Genomic DNA, 19281 nt, shown 5'->3' with positions numbered 1-19281 from the left:
CGTCGGCTCCTTTCCTCATGTGGCTACTTTCCGTCGCGCAGGACGACGTTGCCGCCGTCCGATCCGAGAAAGTCCATGACGAGGAGTACGACCGGCTCCTTCCCGTCGTTGCGCGCCTCGTGCCAGCGGCCAACATCCTCCACGATCATGTCGCCCGCATGGAACGTCGTCTCGCGGTGCGTCTCGACGTTGGTGACGACGATGCTGCCCGACAGGACATAGCCGTAGCGCGGGCCGGGATGCTTGTGGACGGGGAGCGAGGCGCCGGGCGCGATGGTGTACTTCGACGTCACCATACGGTCGGTGCCCTCGGGAATCCGGATCGGATCGCCTGATGTCGTCACTGCGGTGCGCGACACCGGCTCGACTCGCACGGTTGAGGGGGCAGCGTGAACGGCGGCGGGCAGGACGGCGGCGGCGAGCAGGATCGGCGTGCTTCGGCAGGCAATCTTCGACATGGGGAAGCCAGGCAAGGAACGGTCACTCCATCAAGGGGCTGAGCTGGAGCCGCAGTGCGAGCGTGGCTGAGGTACAGTCGAGTAAAACGAGGTGAATTCAGGCGGCCCGGCGCGCACGGCTGCACGGGGCAGTTGCTCTCAATCGCGTTGCATCCGGGGCAATTGGGACCGAATTTTCGTGACGTATCAGTGCCGGGTCTCGCGTCCGCGCGCGGCGGCGCAGCGCCGGTACTCCATCTCGAACCGGACCGCTCATGCGGACGTCATCGGGCAGGCGTGGGGCGATGATCGACAGGCAGACCCGGGAGTACAGGTTCGGAGATTTCGTCTTCGTTCCGCATCGCCAGCTCCTCCTGCGCAAGGGGGTGCCGGTCGTCGCGGGGTCCCGGGCGCTGGCCATGCTCGAACTGCTGGTGTCGCGCGCGGGCGAGGTGGTGAGCAAGGAAGCGCTGCGCAGCCACGTCTGGCCCAACACCTACCTCCATGAAAGCAACCTCAAGGTCACGATATCGGCGCTGCGCCGCCTCCTGCCGCACGCTACGGCGGACCTGCCCTACATCGTCACGGTGCCGGGGCGCGGCTATCGCTTCGTGGCTCCGGTGCAGGTGGCGGTGGAGCAGGCGGTCGCTCCGGCCGAGCAGCTTCCCGGCTCGCCCATCGCATCGACACCGCTGGCGGGCCTTCCGATCACGTCAGCTATCGTCGGACGCGACGAGGAGATCGCCGGGCTGGAGGCAAGGCTGGCGGCCGAAGGGTGGGTCACCATCGTCGGACCGGCAGGCGTAGGCAAGACCACCGTGGCCGTTGGCGTCGCGGAGCGGCTGGAGGAGCGGCTGGGCGACGGGGCCTGCTTCGTCGACCTCGCATCGCTGACGGACCCGCAGCTGGTGGGCGCGGCGGTGGCGACGGCGCTGGGCGTGCATAGCGACGCGGCCGACCTGCTGGCGCAGATCGTCGATATCCTGCGCGGGCGATCGATGGTTCTGGTGCTCGACAACTGCGAGCACGTTCGCAATGCCGTAGCAACCCTGGCCGAGCACCTGCGAACCGTGATGCCCTGCGTCCTGATCTTCGCGACGAGCCGTGAGCCGATGGGCTCGAAGTCGGAGTCGGTGTTCCGGCTTGGCCCGCTCCAGACCCCTTATGCCGGGCGCGAGCTGACTGCGCGGGAGGCGATGACTTATCCAGCCGTGGAACTTTTCGTGACGCTGGCGGAGCAGGCCTGGGATTATGTTTTCAGCGACGACGACGCGCCAGTCGTCGCCGCCATCTGCCGACGGCTGGACGGGATCGCGCTCGCCATCGTTCTGGCAGCGGGTCGCCTTTCGACATCGAGCCCCGTCGTCCTGCTGGGCCTGTTGAATGAAAGTTTCGATGCGCTGAGCCTCGAAGCATCCAACGGCAACCCGCGTCACCAGACCCTGCTCGCCACGCTCGACTGGAGCTATCGCCTGTTGTCCAGGGACGAGGCTCAACTGTTGCGCCTGCTGTCGGTATTCACCGGGGCCTTCTCGATGGAGGACATCATCGGCGTCGCCGATGACCGGCACGTGCGGGTTGCCGAAATCGCGGCGGGCACGGAGAGCCTCGTCGCCAAGTCGCTGGTTTCGGTGACCTACCTCGATGGCGCGCTGCGCTATCGCCTGCTCGACGCCACACGCTCGTTCGCGGCGGCGCAACTGGCGACCAGCGGGGAGCACCGCAGTGCCCAGCAACGTCTCGCCGATTACCTGCTCGTGGTGTTCGAGCGGGCGGAAGCGGAATGGGCGTGGCGGGCCCGGAGCGAATGGACCGCCGCTTACGGCCGCCGGGCCAATGATCTGCGCAAGGCGATCGAATGGGCTTTCGGCGACGACGGCGATGCACCGCTTGGCGTACGGCTGACTGCGGCGGCCATCCCGCTGTGGGATGAGCTTTCCACGATCGCCGAAAGCGTGGAGCGGGCCGGGAGAGCGCTGCGGGCCATCGACGGAACCGAGCCGGGCGACCCGGAAGTGAAGATGAAGCTGATGGCCAGCTATGCATCCGGCCTCAATTTCTCCGAGCACCTCGGCAGGGAAGTCGATGCAGCGTGGCAGGAGGGCTACCTTCTTGCCCTCGGTCTCGGCAGCACCGACTACCAGTTGCGGACCTTGTGGGGCCATGCGGTCCTGCAGAGCTTTTCCGGTCGCCACGGGCATGCGCTCGCCACGCTGGAGCGGTTCCGGGTGCTGGCCGAACGCGAGAACGACGTGACGGCCATGCCCGACGGCACGCGGCTGACCCTGATGACGCGGTTCTATCTCGGCGAGGTCGAGGAGGCGGCGACCGGGCTTACCGCACTGGCGCGCAGCCAGGTTCCTGCGCTGGAGCAGGCGCGCGTGGCACGTTTTCAGGTGGACCGGCTGGTCGGCATCCGGGTGGGACTGGCGCTCGCCGTGTGGATGCGCGGCGATCACCGGCAGGCGCAGGGGATCATGCAGTCCGCGCTCGACCGCGCCGCGGAACTCGATCACCGCGTATCCCAGTCGAACGCGCTGGCGCAGATCGGCGTGCCGCTGGCGCTGCTGCTCGGCAACATCGAACAGGCGCGGCGGAACGGCGCCCTGCTGGCGCGCAATCTCAGCCTGCATGAAACCGCGATCTGGTCGCCGGTGAGCCGCTTCCTCGACGGCGCGATCGCCGCTGCGGAGGGCGATCCGCAATCGGTCGACACGATGCGCGCGGCTATCGATGCACTGATCCGCAACAATTTCGTGATCCGCGTACCGATGTACCTTGCCATGCTGGCGGAAGCGGCACTGGCACACGACCGGCTCGATGAGGCAAGGAGCAGCATCGCCGCTGCACATGAACGGTCGGATATCCAGGCGGAGCGCTGGTGCCTTCCCGAAATCCTGCGCGTGAAAGGGCTGGTGCATCGGCACGAGGGCGACATGGAGGGGGCCCGGCAGACTTTGTGGCAGGCCGTGGAGGCCGCCGCGGCGATCGGCGCGCTCACTTTCGAACTGCGCGCGGCCATGGACCTTGCCGAGCTGCTGGACGACGCGGGCGAAAGGACGGAAGCGGCGCGGCTTCTCTCGATGATCCATGCGCGGTTCGATCCGAGTCTGTGCAGCCGGGATGTCGTGCGTTCGGGCGAAATCCTTGAACGCCTGCGCGGCGGATAGCGGTCAGCGGGAAAGCAGGCCCGCCCCCTGCAAGGACGGGCCTGCCCCCTGCGATCAGGCCCTGATCGTCCCGAGGAACTTGAGCAGGGCCTGAAAATACGCGCGCTGGTCGTCCCACATCGACAGGTGACTGCCCTTCTCGCTGATGAAGAGGCTGCCGTGCGGGAGCATTTCGGCCTGCCGCTTCATGCTGGCGGGGTCCATCTCGTCATAGCGAGCGCCCATGACCAGCGTCGGGGTCTGGATGCGGGGAAGGTCGGCCCAGCGGTCCCAGCCTTCGAGATTGCCGGAGAAGACGAACTCGTTCGGCCCGGCCATCTGCCTGTAGATCACCGGATTGACGGCGGTGAATGCCTTCAGGACGGGCTCGGGATGGGGATCGAGGCGCAGGATGTAGCGCGGGTACAGTTCGCGCTCGACGATGGCGGTGTAGGCCTCGCTCTCGGACTGGCCTGCGGCCTCCAGCCGGTCCAGCTCCTTGCGTGCCGCCTCGGGCAGCGAGGAGCGCAGCTTGGCGATGTAGCTCACGTAGTCGGCGATGCTGGCCGACATGTTCGAGATGACGAGGCCCGACAGGCGCTCGGGATGCCGCAGCGCGTATTCGGTGCCGAGGATGCCGCCCCAGCTGTGGCCGTAGAGGACGAACGTCTCTAGGCCGAGAGCGGTGCGAACCTGCTCCAACTCGTCGAGATAACGCGGCAGCGTCCACAGGCTCGTGTCCTCGGGACGGTCCGACAGGCCGCAGCCGAGCTGGTCGTAGAAGTACAGCTCGTAGCCCGCCTGAGGCAGATAGTCGGCGAAGCACTGCAGGTAATCGTGCGAGAAGCCGGGACCGCCATGGAGCAGCAGCACCTTGGTCTTGCCGCTGCCCACGCGCTGCGTCCAGACCTTGTGGCCATTGTCGAGCGTGATCCAGCGCACGCCGTCCTGCGCCGCAGCGCCCGAAGGTGCTGCCGCTGCGCGCGCCGGAGCGGCCGCCAGCAGGGCGGCCAGCGCGCCGACGCTCACGAATTCCCGGCGGTCGAGTCGATGGGGGGATGGGGTCACGATATCCATATCCTTGCCTCCTGAGCGGGTTCGGGCGTCGGCGCGGTGCCGGTCAGTTGGTCGAGTGTGCCTCGCGGCGGCTGTCATGCGCCATGTGCGCGTCGCGGCGGGCGCGGGCCTCGCGCATGCCGTCGCGCAGACAGGCTTCGCGGGCGGAGGGCCGGGCGGGCGCGGTGAAGGTCATGCGGCCGTTGCCCGGCCCCATGATGCGTGGCGCCGAGCGCTTGATAGCGCGGCAGCGGTCCTTCACGGCCAGCTTGGCCTGACGGTATTCGTCATCGGCCCGACGGTCGCGGGCTTCGGCGGTGGTGGCAAGACCGACCATGCCAAAGGCGAGGGCGATGGACAGGCTGCGAGAGAAAAGGGACATTACTGGAAAGTTCCGGGAAACATTCGGGACGTCCGGCGCGCTAGCGGCAGAGGTGGCATGCGTCTTGTCGCCGGGTGCGAGGGCTTGCCGTCAGGTGCATTGATGCGGCGCGAAGCGGCGCATGTCGCTGGGCGTCGCGCCGAATTCCGCCTTGAAGTGGCGGCTGAAACTGGCCCCGTCCGGGAAGCCGTTGGCCAGCGCGATCTCCAGTATCGTCGGTCCGCCCGCTCCGGCAAGATCGCGCCGGGCATTGTGGAGCCGCACTCGCCGGATGAGCCGGGCCGGGGTGGTGTCGTGCCCGGCCAGCCGCTCGTAGAGCGACCGGCGCGACATGCCCATGTCGCGGGCGAGGCGTTCGGGGCCGTAGTCGGGATCGGCGATGTTGCGCAGCACGTTGAGCCGCGCCCTCGCGATCAGCGGCGGCGTTGCGGGATGGGCGGGCGGCGCGAAGCGGACGCCGCGCAGCGAGAGGTCGATCATTGCCTTCAGCGCCAGTTCGGCGGAGGCGTCGGTCGCGCCCTTCGACAGCAGCATTCGCGCGCCTGCCGCCGCCGCTGCGGTGGCCGCATTGCCGGGGGTGACGGCGCAGAGACCCTGCCCGGCAAGGTCGGCCCATTCGGGGTGGGCCTGCGGGTCGAACGTCGCCATCAGCGCTTCGTGCCCCTCGCCCATCTCCAGCCGATAGTCGTTGTCGAGGGCGGAGACGAGCATGTTGCCCGCGCGCAGTTCCAGCCTGCGGTCCTGATCCTCGTAGCGCATCGTGCCGGAGAGCTGCCAGATCAGCTTGAGGCGCGGCTCCAGCCCGTCCCGGCGCGACCGCCGCCCGCGTGCGTCGACATTGCTGGCAGGCACCTGCAACCGGGTGAGCGTGAAGCGGTCGAGCCCGCGGAAGGCGATGGAGCGACCGCTGCGCTCTTCCGCCTCGATATGGAGGTTGGGAAAGATCGCCTTCGCCTGCGCGATCAGGGGCGTGCTGGTTGTCGTCATCGTCGGGCCTGCATCATGTCAGGACGGAGACGATCACTTGCACCCGCAACCATTGCGCGCTTTCTCTCGCCGAACGGTGCCGTGTCCGGGGCGAACAGAGCGCCGTCAGCCGATCGGCGGCAGGGCGTCCATGATCGCGGTCAGGGCGATGGCCGTCTGCGCCTCCATCGCGCTGTGTCCGGCATTCGTCTTCACATACGTCGCGGGCGTCGCTCCGGCGGCGGCGAGGGCGTCCACGAGGCGCGAGGCCTGCGTCAGCGGGCAGATTTGGTCGAACCGGCCATGGACGATGTGCATCGGGATCGCCGCGACCTTGCCGATGTTGCGCACGATGTAGTCGGGTTCGAGGAACAGCGCGTTGGCGAAGTAGTGCGCCTCGAGCTGCGCGAACGACAGGGCGAAGTCGGGCTCGCCGAACTTGCCGGGATCGTCGTCCTTGGGGATCATGTTGGAGATCGTGCCTTCCCACACCGACCACGCGATGGCGGCGCGCAGCTGCAGGTCGCGCTGCTCCTGCGTGGTCGCCTGCATGTCGAAGATCGCCTTGTAGGCCGCCATCATGTCGCCCCGGTCCGATGCCGGGATGACCTCGACGAAGGCTTTCCACTCATCCGGATACGTCACGTAGCTGCCCGGCGCGGCGAGGCCATACGGGCTTTCGGCAAAGCTCGCCGCGTTGCCCTGGTACATGTAGTGGAGGTCTTCGGGCGCGCCGAGGAAGATGCCGCGCAGGATCAGCGAGGCGACGTGGGCGGGGTGCCGGATCGCGTAGACGAGCGCCAGCGTGCTGCCCCAGCTGCCGCCGAAGACGTGCATCGGCCCCTCGATGCCGAGCGCGCCGCGCAGTGCCTCGATGTCGTTCACCAGATGATCGGTCGTGTTGCGCACCAGAGCGACTTCCGGCCCGGCGGCCGCCACGGTGGGCACGCTCTTGCCGCAGCCGCGCTGGTCGAACAGGATCACGCGGTAGCGCGCGGGATCGAAGAAGCGCGCCATCACGGGCGCGCAGGCCCCGCCGGGGCCGCCGTGGAGGAACATCACCGGCTCGCCGTCCGGGTTGCCGTATTCCTCCCAGTAGAGCTTGTGGTCCGGCGCCTCATCGACCTGCAGCAGCCCGCTCCGGTTGGCCTCCGCCTGCGGATAGGACCATTCGTCGGTCACGGTGCTGGCGGACTGGAGGCGGGAGAGATCGGTCATGCGCAGGCCTGTCTGGTCAAGGAAGTGCCGAAACGCCGACACCCAGTGGAACCCGTAAGCATGATCCGCCTAGCGCGCCAGATGGCGCGACAGGAAGGCGCGCATCAGCGGCACGATCTCGTCCGCCTTGTCCTCCAGCGCGAAGTGGCCGCTGTCGAGCAGGTGCAGTTCGGCGTCGGGCAGGTCGCGCAGGAAGGCCTTCGCGCCGTCCACCGGGAAGATCTGGTCGTTCGCGCCCCACAGGATCAGCGCGGGCGGGCGATGCTCGCGGAAATAGGCGTGGAAGGCGGGGTACAGTTCCACGTTGGTGCGGTAGTCGTAGATGATGTCGAGGTGGATGTCCTGCGCGCCCGGCCGGTCGAGGAAGATCTGGTCGTACAGCCACGCCGCCGGGTCCAGCCGCGAGATGTCCTTGACGCCGTCGACATACTGGAACTTCGTGCCTTCGAGCGCCATGAACGGCCGCATCGCGTCGCGGTTGGCCTCGCTGTTGTCGGCCCACAGCCTGCGCGTCGGCTCGAAGAAGGCCTGCAGCCCCTCCTCGTAGGCATTGCCGTTCTGGACGACGAGCGCGGTCACGCGCTCGGGGTACTTGAGCGCCAGCCGCAACCCGGTCGGCGCGCCGTAGTCCATGATGTAGAGCGCATACCGTTCCGCGCCGAGTTGCGTCAGCAGGCCGGAGACGATCTCTGCGAAGCTGTCGAAGCCATAGGCGAATTCCCCGCGCGACGGCATCGCGGAGAGGCCGAAGCCCGGATAGTCCGGCGCGATCACGTGGTAGCGATCGGCCAGTTGCGGGATGAGGTTGCGGTACATGTGCGAGGAACTGGGAAAGCCGTGCAGTAGCACCACGACCGGCGCATCCGCCGGGCCTGCCTCTCGGTAGAAGATCTCCAGCCCCGCGACCTGCGCGGTGCGGTGATGGGTTGTCGGCAGTTTCTGCCCGACCTGTTCGATCACCGATATTCCGACCACGATGCTCTCCGCAGACCGACGCGGCGCAGCGGATGCCCGCCCGTCACGGCACCGATCTTCGGCGCTGGAACGGGCGGGCACATCAGGGATTTTTGCAATTGGCAGTTGGCGGCGGTTGCACCGCCCCCTTGCCCGGAAGTCGCCTCAGCCCTTCTGCGGATGCGCCTTCGCCCACTCGTCGTACAGCTTGAGCGCCTGCGCCGGTCCGGCACCGTACCAGCTGTAGCCGTTGCGCCGTTCGAGGCTGATCTCGTTGGCGTCGTCGTGGATCGACTTGTCGCGGTCGCCGAAGATCGGCTGCTGCGTCTTCATGTCGTAGTACCGCGCCCAGATCGGCCCTGCGCCGGGCTTGCTGGACAGGTGCCGACCGATCAGGCCGCTGTCGTCGGGCGCATTGCTCCACACCTTGTCGCGCACCGCGACCGAGCGCAGCCAGGCCGCGCCGGAATGCACCGCCGCGACAAGCTGCGGCGAGGGCGAGGGCTGCGCCATCAGCACCGCGAGCAGCCGCGCGCTCTCGTTGCTGGACAGCGCGGCGGGCTCGAAATTGCGCGCGCCCACCGGAGCCAGCGTCAGCGCATCGTGCTGCTGCGACCAGCCGGTCAGCGCCCCGTTCCCCGCGCGGACCTGCGTGGAAAGGATCACGGCGATGCCCCGCCCGGCGGCCTTGCGCGCCTTTGCCGCCTCGGCCGGGGTGACGAAGGCGAAGTCGCCCTTGCGCGCCGCCACGTCGTCCAGCAGCGCGAGCACCTGCGCCATGGCGTCGTCGTTGTACGTCACCGCGTCGTGGTAGCCGCCCTGCAACGGGTAGACCTGCGGCCAGCCGCCGTTGGGGAACTGCGCTTCGAGCAGGTAGGCGAGGCCCTTGCGGAACGCGGCGCGCGCGGCGTCGCCCTCCTTGCCGGGGGCCTGCGCCTGCACGCGGGCGAGGAAGCGCATCTCGTCGAGCGTGGCGTTGTTGTCGATGGTGCCGACGTAGCGCCATTCGGGGGTGGCGCTGACGATGTCCTCGCGCGCATTGGCGGGCAGGTTCTCGTGCGGCACCCAGCTTTCGCCGGGGACGCGGGCGGGGCCGGAGCGCTCCATGTTCTTGCCCCAGCCGCCCGCCGGCGTCTGGAAGCTGACGATGGTGGCGGCGACGCGGCGCGCTTCGGCCCCGGCGTACCATGCGGCGGGCCGGTCCAGCGGCATCCCGCCGCCGCCCGAGGGGCCCGCGGGCGGGTTGCTGGCGGGATGGTCCTTGCGCTCGGCGACGAGCGCGGCCTGGTCCGCCGCCATCAGCGCCTTCGACCGGGCGAGATAGCCGTCCCACGCCGCGCGCTGGGCCGCCGGAAGCGCGGCGATGCGGGTGGCGGTCACCGGCTCGGCCGGGGTCATGGTGCCGATGGTGGCGGCTTGCGCCATCCCGGCGAGGGTGGCGCAGGAAAGCGTGGTGGCGAGCAGTATCGTCCTGAAGCGGTTCATGTTTCTCTCTCCCGATCCGCCTTATTTCGGCAGTGGCATGGTCTTGCCGGTTATCTTCGTCCTGATCCAGCCCCCCGGTGCGCCGGTGTCGGGCTGGCCGCCGCCGACCCAGATCTCGACCTCGCCGGGCAGGACGCTGCGCGCGCCCTTGTCGTCGACGCTGCTCAGCGCGCGGGCTTCGAGCGTGAAGCGCACCTCGCGGCTTTCGCCGGGTTCGAGGTGGATGCGCGAGAAGCCCTGCAGCGCGTGGCGCGGCGCCGGAGTGCCGCCGGTGCCAGCGCCAACATGGCGCACGTAGAGTTGCGCCACCTCATCGCTTGCGCGCTTGCCGCTGTTGGTGATCCGGGTTGAGACTTCGAGCGGCTTGCCCGCGACCACGCTCTTCGCCGCCACCGGCGGGGCATAGGCGAAGCTGGTGTAGCTCAGGCCATAGCCGAAGGGGTAGAGCGGCTTGCCCCCGAAGTACCGGTAGGTGCGGCCCTTCATCGCGTAATCGCCGAAGGCCGGAAGCTGGTCGGCGGAGCTGTAGAACGTCACCGGCAGGCGACCGGCGGGGGAGAAGTCGCCCGCGATCATGTCCGCCACCGCGCGCCCGCCGACGCCGCCCGGATACCAGGCCTCGACGATGGCGGGCAGGTTGGCCTGCGCCCAGTTCACGCTCATCGCGCTGCCGTTCATCAGCACCAGCACGACGGGCTTGCCGGTGGCGTGAAGCTGTTCGAGCAGCGTCTCCTGCGGCGCGGGCAGGTCGAGGCTGGTGCGGTCGCCGCCCGCGAAGCCCGGCGCGTTGACGCGCATCTCCTCGCCCTCCAGCCTGGCGTTGAGCCCGGCGGCGAAGACGACGAGGTCGGCGTTCCTGGCGGCGGCAAGCGCGGCGCCCTCCTGCTCGCGCATGTCGGTCCACAGCAGCGACTGGTCGCCGCGATCGCCCTCCTGCCGCGCCTCGACGACGATGCGATGCGCCTTCCCCGCGGTCAGCGTCACCCCGTCGTTGTGGATCGAGGGCGGGTCGCCCGGATCCCACGCATCGGCGATCTCGGTGCCATCGACGAGGATGCGGTAGCCGTCGTCGAGGTTCATGCGGAAGTGGTACTCGCTGGTGGCCTCGGGCACGATCCACCCGCTCCACCGCATCGCGCTGCGACGCTGCGCACGCGCCGGGCGGCCCCAGCCGAAGCCGACGTCGGCGCGGGTGCTCCGGCTCACCGCCTTGCCCGTCGTCTCGGGCCCGGCGAACTCCTCGACGGTCACGCCCTTGGCGTTGCACGCGGCATCGACGCAGAGCACCGCGCCGGGCACGGACTTGAGCGGCGGGCCGACATGGCCGGTGCCCTCAACGTACTCGATGCGCGCTTCGGGGAAGCGCTGGCGCAGGCCCTCCAGAATGGTGACGGGGTGGGAGGGCGTACCGTTGTAGTTGCCGACGAGCGCGTCGACGCTGTCGGCATTCGGGCCGATCACCGCGATGGAGCGCGGCGCCTTCGCCAGAGGCAGCAGTCCGTCGTTCTTGAGCAGCACCAGGGACTCGCGAGCGACCTTTCGGTTCAGCTCTGCGTGCTCCTTGGTGTCGTTCAGTGCAGGGCTTATGGTACTGTAAGGCGTCGTTTCGCCGGGCAGGCCAAGGCGCAGGCGGTCGGTCAGGGTGCGTTCGATGGCGCGGTCCAGCATGGGCTCGGGCAGCAGGTTGCGGCGCACGGCATCGACGATGATCGCCGGGTCGGACGACTTGTCGCGCCCGAATTCCACGCAGATCAGGTCGGTCCCCGCCCGCACCGCACTCGCCACCGCATCCGCCGGATCGCGGCTGTAGGCGTGGGCTTCGGGGTTGAAGAAATCGACCATCGCTGCGCAGTCGGTGACGACATGCCCCGCAAAGCCCCAGTCCCCGCGCAGTTTCTGCGCCAGCAGCGGGCTTCCGCAGGCAGGCACGCCGTCGATCGCATTGTAGGCGCACATGATCCCGGCGGGCCGGGCCTCGGTCACCGTGGCGCGGAAGGCGGGGAGGTACGTGTCCTCGAGATCGTAGGGGGAGGGGTGGACGTCCTCATGATGCCGGTTGCTTTCCGGCCCGCTGTGGACCGCGAAATGCTTGGCGACGGCGGCGGTCTTGTAGAATACCGGATCGTCACCCTGCAGCCCGCGCACGAACGACACGCCCATGCGGGAAGTGAGGTAGGGGTCCTCGCCGAAGGTCTCCTGCCCGCGCCCCCAGCGCGGATCGCGGAAGATGTTGATGTTGGGGGACCAGACGGTGAGCCCGCGATAGCGCTTCGAACTGCCGTCCGTGCCCAGAGTCTCGCGGTACTTGGCGCGAAATTCGGTCGAGATCACATCGCCCGTCTGCCCGATGAGCGGGGCGTCGAAGGTGGCGGCCATGGCCACGGCCTGCGGGAATACCGTCGCTTCCCCGGCGCGGGCGACGCCGTGGAGACCCTCGCTCCACCAGTCGTAGGCGGGAATGCCGAGGCGCGGGATCGCGGGCGCCTCGCCCTTGAGCTGGCCCGCCTTCTCCTCCAGCGACATCGCGGACACCATCTCCGCGGCCCGGCGCTGGAGCGAGGCCGTGCTTGGCTCCTCGGCCCGTGCCACGGCTGGAAGAACGCTGGTCGCCGCGCATAGCAGCAGCCCGATTCGGTGCTTCACGGTACTCTCCCCTGTTATTTGGTGATAGCGCTATCTAGTGCGCTTCGACATTGCAAGAGACTTGCGAACTTGTGTCACTGTTCCGCAATCGACTTCGCAAAAGCGGTTCACGTCGCGATGCCTTCCGATAGGGGCTTGCGTCACAATATGATAGCGCTATCGTAAAGATGACGACCTGGCAGAACAGGCGAAGCAACAGGGAAAGGACGGCATGAAGCGGCAGAAATCCGTGTATCGGTTGTCGAAGGTGTGCGCATGACGGCGCTCGATCGGCGAGGGTTCCTCGGCGTCGCTGGCGCGTCGGGTGCGATCACGATGTTGCCGCTTTCAGCGTCCGCCGCACCGGTCGGCAACCGCCTGTCGCTGCCGGACGAGGGCTGGCGCCTGTGGCTCGACCGCGATGCGCGGTTCGCGGATGATCGCATATTCCTGCCCTCGCAGGTCGATCTGGCGAGCCTTCCCGTCAATCCGCCGACCGGCGGCTGGAGCGTGCTCGATACCGCGGCTTCGGCCACCGTCACGCTGCCCACCACGGTCGAGGAACACGTCTGGGGCAAGCTGGGCGAGCGGCCTTATACCGACGACGAGTATCGCTACGCCAACGACGATCCCGTCCCGCAGAACGGCGCCTATCGCGGCGTTTCCTGGTGGTATCGGGACTTCGACGCGCCTGCATCCTTCGCGGGAAGGCGCACGCTGCTCCATATCCGCGGCGCGCGGCTGAGGGCGGAAGTTTTCCTGAACGGCAGGCTCGTTGGCTATTCGATCATGGCGGAACTGCCGATCGTCTGCGACCTGACCGACGCGCTGAAGCCCGGCAAGGCCAACCGGCTGGCGATCCGCATCACCAACCCCGGCGGTCGTTACGACTGGCGCGATTCCACCACGATGACCTGGGGCGCGGTGAAGCTGTTCCGCTCGCACGGCTTCGGCGGGATCGACCGCGACGTGCATGTCACCAGCCACCCGCTGGAAGCGCATGTCGCCGATGCCTGGGTGCTGAACACGCCCGAGCCGCGCACCGTTACCGCCCACATGGAGGTCGCGTGCCGGGACGCCGCGCTGGCGGCAAAGGCGGGGAAGCTCGCCAAGGCGGTGCTCGTCGACGGCACAGGCGCGCGCGTCCCGGCGAAAGTCACGCTGGAGGAAGCACGGGCGGAGGGTGTCACCGCGCATGTCCGCTTCCGCATCGAGGCGAGTGGCGCGAAGCTGTGGGATCTCGACGATCCGGTGCTCCACACCCTGCGGCTGTCGTTCGGCAAGGATGTGCGCGAGGCGCGCTTCGGCTTCCGCTGGTTCGCGCCGGAAGGGCTGGGCGGCGACGCGCTGCTGCGCCTCAACGGGCGACGCATCAAGCTCTACTCGGCGATCTCGTGGGGGTACTGGGGCTTCAACGGGCTCTGGCCGAGGCCGGAACTGGCGGTGAAGGAAGTCGAGGCGGCCAAGGCGCTGGGTCTCAACTGCCTGCATTTCCATCGCAACGTCGGCAAGCGCGAGGTGCTCGACCGGCAGGACGAGAAGGGTCTGCTGCGCGTGATGGAGCCCGGCGGCGGGCGCTTCGCCATCGCCAGCTACGGCAAGAACGGCGAACTCTCGGAGGCCGACCGCTTCGCGCGGGATTATCAGGTGGAGAAGTGCGTGGCGATGGTCCGCGCATTCCGCTCGCACCCCTCGCTGGTCCAGTACACGCTGCAGAACGAACTGGGCGCGGACCTTGCGAACCCGGACGTGCAGGCGGTGCTGCTGGCGATGCACCGCGCCGACCCGAGCCGCACGGTCATCCTCAACGACGGCTTCGTCCAGCGCGGCGCGTCGCAGGCGATGTACGTGCCCTACAGCGACAAATACTACCGCTCCGACGAGGTCGAGTGGGGTGGCTGGTGGGACAACCACCAGGGCGCGGGCGACCAGTGGTACGACGCCTTCTACAAGAGCCCGGACGACTACATCCATCGCCAGACGGGCAAGCCCTTCATCGTCGAGTTCGGCGAAATGGAAGGCTGTGCCGTCGCCGACGATCACGCCGCGATGGTCGAGACGATCCGCAAGGGGGGCGGTCGGTCCTACGACCTTGCCGACCATGCCGAGATCCTCGCCAATACCGAGGCGTTCCTCGACCGCTGGGGATTCCGCAAGGCCTTCCCCACCGCGCAGGCGCTGTTCCAGTCGATCGGGGCCAAGTGCTACGACGCCTGGGCCAATTACATGGAAAACATCCGCATCGGCGACGAGGTGGACGTGGCGGCGATCAGCGGGTGGGAGACCACCGCGATCGAGAACCACTCCGGCATCGTCGACAACCTGCGCGGCTTCAAAGCCGATCCAGCGCTCGTCCGGGCGAGCCTGCTGCCGGTACGCCCGGTCGCCAAGCAGCGGAGGCTGGCCTACGTTTCAGGGGAGAGCGCGGTGCTCGATCTCTACCTGTTCAACGACACCGGAAAGGCCGTGTCGGGCGAGCTGGTGCTGGAGCTGATCGATCCGCAGGGCACGGCGCGGGAGGTGGCGCGCCACGCGGTTGCGGCGACGGCGCCGGACCGGTTCAGCCAACTCGTCGCGCGTGAAGTGCGCACGCCCGCGCTCTCGGGCGAGGGCGAATGGAAGGTGCATGTCTACTTCTCCGGCGCTCCGGCCGCGACCTTCACGCGCAGCCTGTGGGTGACGGCGCTTCCGGCACAGGCGGCGTCCGGCAGGCGTATCGCTGTATCGGGCATCGCGCGCAGCCTGCGGGCGCAACTTGAGACGCTGCCCGGTCTCAGGCTGGAGGAATTCCGCGCCGGGCAGTCCTACGATCTGGTGATCGCCTCGGGCCTCAAGGCGGACGAGATCGCGCGCCGCCAGATCGGTGAGCAGACCGGCCTCGAAGCGCAGCCCAAGAAGGGCGAGAAGCCCAAGCTGGTCCTGGGCGAACTGCCGCCGCCGGTCCTCGCTGCGGTAGGCAAGGGCGTGCCACTGCTGGCGCTGGTGCCGGAGGACGGCCTGTCCGAGGGTGTCGCGCGGCAACTGGCCGACCTCGGCCTGCTGCGCTTCGACGGGACCGTGGGTGACATCCGCGCGCCGTGGATGGGCAACTGGAACTACCTGCGCGCGCATCCGCTCTTCGCGGGCATCCCGGCGGACAGGGCGGCAGGAATCTTCCACCAGATCGACGGCAGGCTGTCGAACGGGTTGCTGGTCGACGGGCCGGGCGTCGAGATCGTCGCCGGGTACAGCCGCGACCATGACCGGCATAACGGCGCGGCCACGCTGGTCGCGGCAAACAAGGGCATGCGCGCGGTTCTGCACCGCATGCCGGACATGGTGGCGCCGCTGCAGCGCCGCTTCCTCGCCAATGCCGTGGAATGGCTGGCGGGTCAGGGGAGGACTTCGTGACCTATCGACTGATTTGCGCGGCGCTGGCCGCATCCGTGGTGCTGGCCTCTCCGGCTCTGGCGCGAACCGTCCATGTCGATCCGGCGAAGGCGGGTGCGTTCCACACCGTCCAGTCGGCGATCGACGCCATCGCGGGAGAGGGCGGCACCATCCTCATCGCGCCGGGCAGCTACCGGGAGAAGCTGACCGTCGCCGCCGATAACGTGACGCTGGCGGGCACGGGCCGGAAGCCGGATGACGTGGTGCTCGTCTATGGCGATTCCGCCATGAACGCGGGCGGCACCTTCAAGTCGGCGACGCTCAGCGTCACCGGGGCGGGCTTCACGCTGCGCAACCTCACCGTGTCCAACGACTGGTGGCTCGACCCCGCGCACCCGCCTTCGCAGGCCGTGGCGGTCTCGCTGACGGGCGATGCAGCGGTCGTCTCCAACGTGCGGATGTTGGGCCATCAGGACACGCTGTTCGTCAACGACGGGCAGGGCGGGCGCGAGACGCGCGCCTATTTCGAGAACTGCTACATCGCAGGCCACGTCGATTTCGTGTTTGGCAACGCGAAGGCCTTCTTCCGCAAGTGTCAGCTCCACGGCGAGGCGCACGAGTCCGTCATGTACACCGCACAGAGCCGCAATGCGCCGGACGAGGACAGCGCCTTCGTCTTCGAGGACTGCCGCCTGACTGCGGACAAGGATGCCCGCAACGTCTCGCTGGGGCGGCCATGGCGCGATTATGCCTCGGTCGTGTTCCTCAATCCGACGCTAGATACCGCGCTGGCGCCGGGCGCTTTCACGGAATGGACGCCGGGCAAGACCAACAAGCTGCCGACCACGCGCTACGCGCTTTACGCGCCGAGTGGCGTGGGGACGTCCGGGCTCACGCTCGCGAAGGAAGCGACCTGGCTCGATGCCGAAGGTGTGAAGGGCTGGCGGCTGGAGCGCTTCTTCGGCGGCGATACCGGTTGGATCGCACGCGGCCTCAAGCGCTAGGCGAGACAAGACGGCGCGTCCGCGCGGATGACGGCGGCCAGCGGCTGCGGGCGGGCGAAGAGGTAGCCCTGCCCGAGCCGGCAGCCCATCTCCGCCAGCTTGCGGCGCTGGCATTCGGTCTCGACACCCTCGGCGACGACGTGCTTGCCCAGCGCTTCGCCCAGCCCGACGATGGCGCGGATGATCGCCTCGCTCTGGCCGTCGTCGTCGAACAGGCTGAGCGTGAACGAGCGGTCGATCTTGAGCATGTCGAACGGCAGGTGCTTGAGGTGGATCAGCGAGGCGTAGCCGGTGCCGAAGTCGTCCAGCGCCACCGTCACGCCCGCTTCGTGCAACAGGCCGAGCGCCTTGGCGGTCTCGTCCACCGCGCGGCCTAGGACGAAATCCTCCGTGACCTCGATGCAGAGCCGCTCCGGCGCGACGCCGAAGTCATGCATCCGCGCGAGCAGGCGGGCGGCGGCCTGCGGGCTGTCGAGCTGCGCGGCGATGAGGTTGATCGAGAGCCGGGGCACGCGCTCGGGATGGTCGCGCAGCGTGGACAGGCCCATCTCTAGGACATGCTGCTGCACCGCCAGCCCCAGCTTGCGATCGTTCAGCATGCCGCCGAAGACCGCCGGGGTCATCATGCCGTGGACAGGGTGCTGCCAGCGCAGCAGCGCCTCGTAGGAACCGATCGCGCCGGTATCGAGATCGACGATGGGCTGGTAATGGAGCGAGAATTCGTCCCGCTCGATGCCCTGCCGCGCTTCCTGTCCGAACAGCTGGCGGCTGTCGAGTTCCTCGCGCAGACGCGGAGCGAAGTCGTGGAGGCGACGGCGGCCGTCCTGCTTGGCCTGATAGAGCGCGAGATCGGCATTCTTCACCAGCACCTCGGGCTCCGCCGCGTCCTCGGGGCAGCGGGCGACGCCGATGCTGAGCGAGAGCGCCCAGCTCCGGCCCCCATGCGTGAGGGTAGCGCCCTGGAATGCGTCGAGCGCGAGGCGGATGCGCTGTTCGCCAGTCTCGTCCCACGGCAGCAGGATCGCGAACTCGTCTCCGCCGATGCGCGAGACGTGCGCGTTCGGCCCCCCGGCGGCGGCGAGGCCGCGCCCGACCTTGCCGAGCAGCAGGTCGCCGCCGTCGTGGCCGAGGCGGTCGTTGATCTGCTTGAGGTAGTCGACGTCGATCAGCAGCAGCATGAACGGCGCGCTCGCCGCCGCGTCGCACATGGTACGCAGGCAGGACTGGAACGCGGCGCGGTTGCCAAGGCCGGTCAGGTAGTCGGTCTGCGCGGCGCGGCGGAAGGTCTCGCTTTCCACCTCGATCACCTTGCGCGCCTGTTCGGCGGCATCGCGCTCCTTGCCTAGCAGGCGGAAGCGGTCGGCGATGGCGAGCGACAGGGCGACCGATTCGAAGGCGAGCGCTCCGAAGGTCGCCATGTCGATCACGTCGTCCTGCACCATCAGCCCGAAGTTGCGCGCGACGCGCAGGGCGAAGACGCACAGCACCGGGGTCCAGCCCGCGAGGTAGAACCACACCACGCGGCTGCGCGCCCGGAGCGCGACGACGACGCCGGTGCCGAGGCACAGCGCGCTCATGACGAAGACGATGTTGAGCCAGCGGTCGATCGTGACCGGCGCCGCGATCGGGAGGAATGCCGCGATCAGCCCGACGCCGAGGTTGATGCAGGCCAGCACCCGGCCGCACCGGAACAGCCAGCGCGGCAGGATGCCTTCCTCGATCACCGACAGGAAGAACATGTTGCCCGCCGCGATCAGGCCGGAAACGAGCACGTAGTCGGCCCTCACCGCGATCGGCCCGACGTACTCGGGCACGACGAAGGCGAACACGCTGGTCCAGGTCAGCCCGTAGCCCAGCGCCAGCGTGGACCAGACGAGATACCAGCGCTGGAAGACGAGGCGCTGCCCGGTGTAGATCAGCAGGTTGTAGGCGAAGGCCGACAGGATCGCGCCCGCGAAGATGCCCATCAGGCATAGCCACATGCCCTCCAATCGCAGGACTGTGGGCGGATCGGCGGCGACGAGCTTGCGCATCAGCGACAGGTCGTCGAGGCGCTGGTAGCCGACATAGACGTCACGGACCTGAGCACCTGCGCGGTCCACCGGGAAGCGGAGCATGCCGCCGAGCGCCCAGTGATCGCCGACGGCGCCCGGCGCGATGTGCGTCGTGGCGGCAGTCCCGTCGGTGCCGGTCACGATGACCGTCATCCCGACGAAGCGCGCCTGATCGGTCATCAGCTGCCAGCCGGCGGGCAGGTGGGCCAGCCGTGCGGGGTCGCGGACCTTCAGCCAGACCCAGCCGTCGCGGTAGGCTTTATAGGCGGGAGCCTTGGCGCAGTCGAAGCGGAGGCGGGACACCGAAGCGGCGGACGCGGAAAACGCTGCGGGCGCCGTCGCATAGCAGGCATCGGCGCGCAGGCGCGTCACTTGCGCATGCGCGGGACTCGTCCCCAGCTGTGCAGCCAGCACGACGCAGATCAGAAACAGAAACGAGCGAACCGACATGCCCAACCCCAAGGATGCGGCTAGGCATAAACCGAATGTCACTAGGAATGGTTAACGAGGCGCGCATCCTCGGCACCGGTCTTTTGCGTGGATTATGAGCACAAACAATAACCTTCGCCCGGCGTTTCCTGTTAG

12 protein-coding genes are annotated in these 19281 nt (G+C 68.4%); 3 read left to right on the top strand and 9 right to left on the bottom strand.

The features are described 5' to 3' along the window. Nucleotides 1-23 precede the first annotated feature (23 nt). Nucleotides 24-458, bottom strand: coding sequence for a cupin domain-containing protein (locus LO787_RS10235; protein ID WP_232495728.1), 435 nt, complete (start codon nucleotides 456-458; stop codon nucleotides 24-26). 284 nt (nucleotides 459-742) lie between these two features. Between LO787_RS10235 and LO787_RS10230 the strand changes: the two genes are divergently transcribed. After that, the gene (locus LO787_RS10230; protein ID WP_232495727.1) at nucleotides 743-3607 is read left to right on the top strand and encodes an ATP-binding protein; all 2865 of its coding nucleotides are present in this window, start codon (nucleotides 743-745) and stop codon (nucleotides 3605-3607) included. A 54-nt stretch (nucleotides 3608-3661) separates the two neighbouring features. On the opposite strand, the gene LO787_RS10225 is transcribed toward LO787_RS10230, so the two are convergent. The 7 genes from LO787_RS10225 to LO787_RS10195 all read right to left on the bottom strand — a co-directional run bounded on the left by LO787_RS10225 (nucleotide 3662) and on the right by LO787_RS10195 (nucleotide 12290). Further along, nucleotides 3662-4663 carry a proline iminopeptidase-family hydrolase gene (locus LO787_RS10225; protein ID WP_232495726.1) on the bottom strand — a complete coding sequence of 334 codons (1002 nt, stop codon included), beginning with the start codon at nucleotides 4661-4663 and terminating at the stop codon, nucleotides 3662-3664. Between the two features lie 43 nt (nucleotides 4664-4706). Next, complete coding sequence (locus LO787_RS10220) at nucleotides 4707-5024, bottom strand: hypothetical protein (RefSeq protein WP_232495725.1); 318 nt, start codon at nucleotides 5022-5024, stop codon at nucleotides 4707-4709. A 90-nt stretch (nucleotides 5025-5114) separates the two neighbouring features. Further along, nucleotides 5115-6011, bottom strand: a complete 897-nt coding sequence (locus LO787_RS10215; protein ID WP_232495724.1) for an AraC family transcriptional regulator — start codon at nucleotides 6009-6011, stop codon at nucleotides 5115-5117. A 105-nt stretch (nucleotides 6012-6116) separates the two neighbouring features. Then, nucleotides 6117-7208 carry a prolyl aminopeptidase gene (gene pip, locus LO787_RS10210; RefSeq protein ID WP_232495723.1) on the bottom strand — a complete coding sequence of 364 codons (1092 nt, stop codon included), beginning with the start codon at nucleotides 7206-7208 and terminating at the stop codon, nucleotides 6117-6119. A 69-nt stretch (nucleotides 7209-7277) separates the two neighbouring features. Then, nucleotides 7278-8144, bottom strand: a complete 867-nt coding sequence (locus LO787_RS10205) for an alpha/beta fold hydrolase (RefSeq protein ID WP_420847815.1) — start codon at nucleotides 8142-8144, stop codon at nucleotides 7278-7280. A 183-nt stretch (nucleotides 8145-8327) separates the two neighbouring features. After that, nucleotides 8328-9647 carry a pectate lyase gene (pelA, locus tag LO787_RS10200; protein WP_232495721.1) on the bottom strand — a complete coding sequence of 440 codons (1320 nt, stop codon included), beginning with the start codon at nucleotides 9645-9647 and terminating at the stop codon, nucleotides 8328-8330. Between the two features lie 21 nt (nucleotides 9648-9668). After that, complete coding sequence (locus tag LO787_RS10195) at nucleotides 9669-12290, bottom strand: glycoside hydrolase family 3 C-terminal domain-containing protein (protein WP_232495720.1); 2622 nt, start codon at nucleotides 12288-12290, stop codon at nucleotides 9669-9671. A gap of 255 nt (nucleotides 12291-12545) precedes the next feature. Between LO787_RS10195 and LO787_RS10190 the strand changes: the two genes are divergently transcribed. Both LO787_RS10190 and LO787_RS10185 read left to right on the top strand, forming a co-directional pair. Continuing rightward, complete coding sequence (locus LO787_RS10190) at nucleotides 12546-15659, top strand: sugar-binding domain-containing protein (protein ID WP_232495719.1); 3114 nt, start codon at nucleotides 12546-12548, stop codon at nucleotides 15657-15659. Beyond that, entirely contained in the window at nucleotides 15656-16642 is a 987-nt protein-coding gene (locus LO787_RS10185) for a pectinesterase family protein (RefSeq protein ID WP_232495718.1), read from the top strand. The genes LO787_RS10190 and LO787_RS10185 overlap by 4 nt, the downstream gene beginning before the upstream one ends. Here the strand turns inward: LO787_RS10185 and LO787_RS10180 are convergent. Beyond that, on the bottom strand, nucleotides 16639-19146 hold the full coding sequence (locus LO787_RS10180) for a putative bifunctional diguanylate cyclase/phosphodiesterase (RefSeq protein ID WP_232495717.1): 2508 nt from the start codon (nucleotides 19144-19146) through the stop codon (nucleotides 16639-16641). The genes LO787_RS10185 and LO787_RS10180 overlap by 4 nt on opposite strands. Between the last annotated feature and the right edge of the window lie 135 nt (nucleotides 19147-19281).

Origin of the sequence: Novosphingobium kaempferiae, from assembly GCF_021227995.1 — a bacterium.
GTDB lineage: Bacteria > Pseudomonadota > Alphaproteobacteria > Sphingomonadales > Sphingomonadaceae > Novosphingobium > Novosphingobium kaempferiae.
This window is presented reverse-complemented; position numbering and strand designations above follow the sequence as displayed.

Coding starts and splice junctions, on each gene's coding strand:
- LO787_RS10235 (WP_232495728.1), bottom strand. CDS start 458: ATGTCGAAGATTGCCTGCCGAAGCACGCCGATCCTGCTCGCCGCCGCC.
- LO787_RS10230 (WP_232495727.1), top strand. CDS start 743: ATGATCGACAGGCAGACCCGGGAGTACAGGTTCGGAGATTTCGTCTTC.
- LO787_RS10225 (WP_232495726.1), bottom strand. CDS start 4,663: ATGGATATCGTGACCCCATCCCCCCATCGACTCGACCGCCGGGAATTC.
- LO787_RS10220 (WP_232495725.1), bottom strand. CDS start 5,024: ATGTCCCTTTTCTCTCGCAGCCTGTCCATCGCCCTCGCCTTTGGCATG.
- LO787_RS10215 (WP_232495724.1), bottom strand. CDS start 6,011: ATGACGACAACCAGCACGCCCCTGATCGCGCAGGCGAAGGCGATCTTT.
- pip (WP_232495723.1), bottom strand. CDS start 7,208: ATGACCGATCTCTCCCGCCTCCAGTCCGCCAGCACCGTGACCGACGAA.
- pelA (WP_232495721.1), bottom strand. CDS start 9,647: ATGAACCGCTTCAGGACGATACTGCTCGCCACCACGCTTTCCTGCGCC.
- LO787_RS10190 (WP_232495719.1), top strand. CDS start 12,546: ATGACGGCGCTCGATCGGCGAGGGTTCCTCGGCGTCGCTGGCGCGTCG.
- LO787_RS10180 (WP_232495717.1), bottom strand. CDS start 19,146: ATGTCGGTTCGCTCGTTTCTGTTTCTGATCTGCGTCGTGCTGGCTGCA.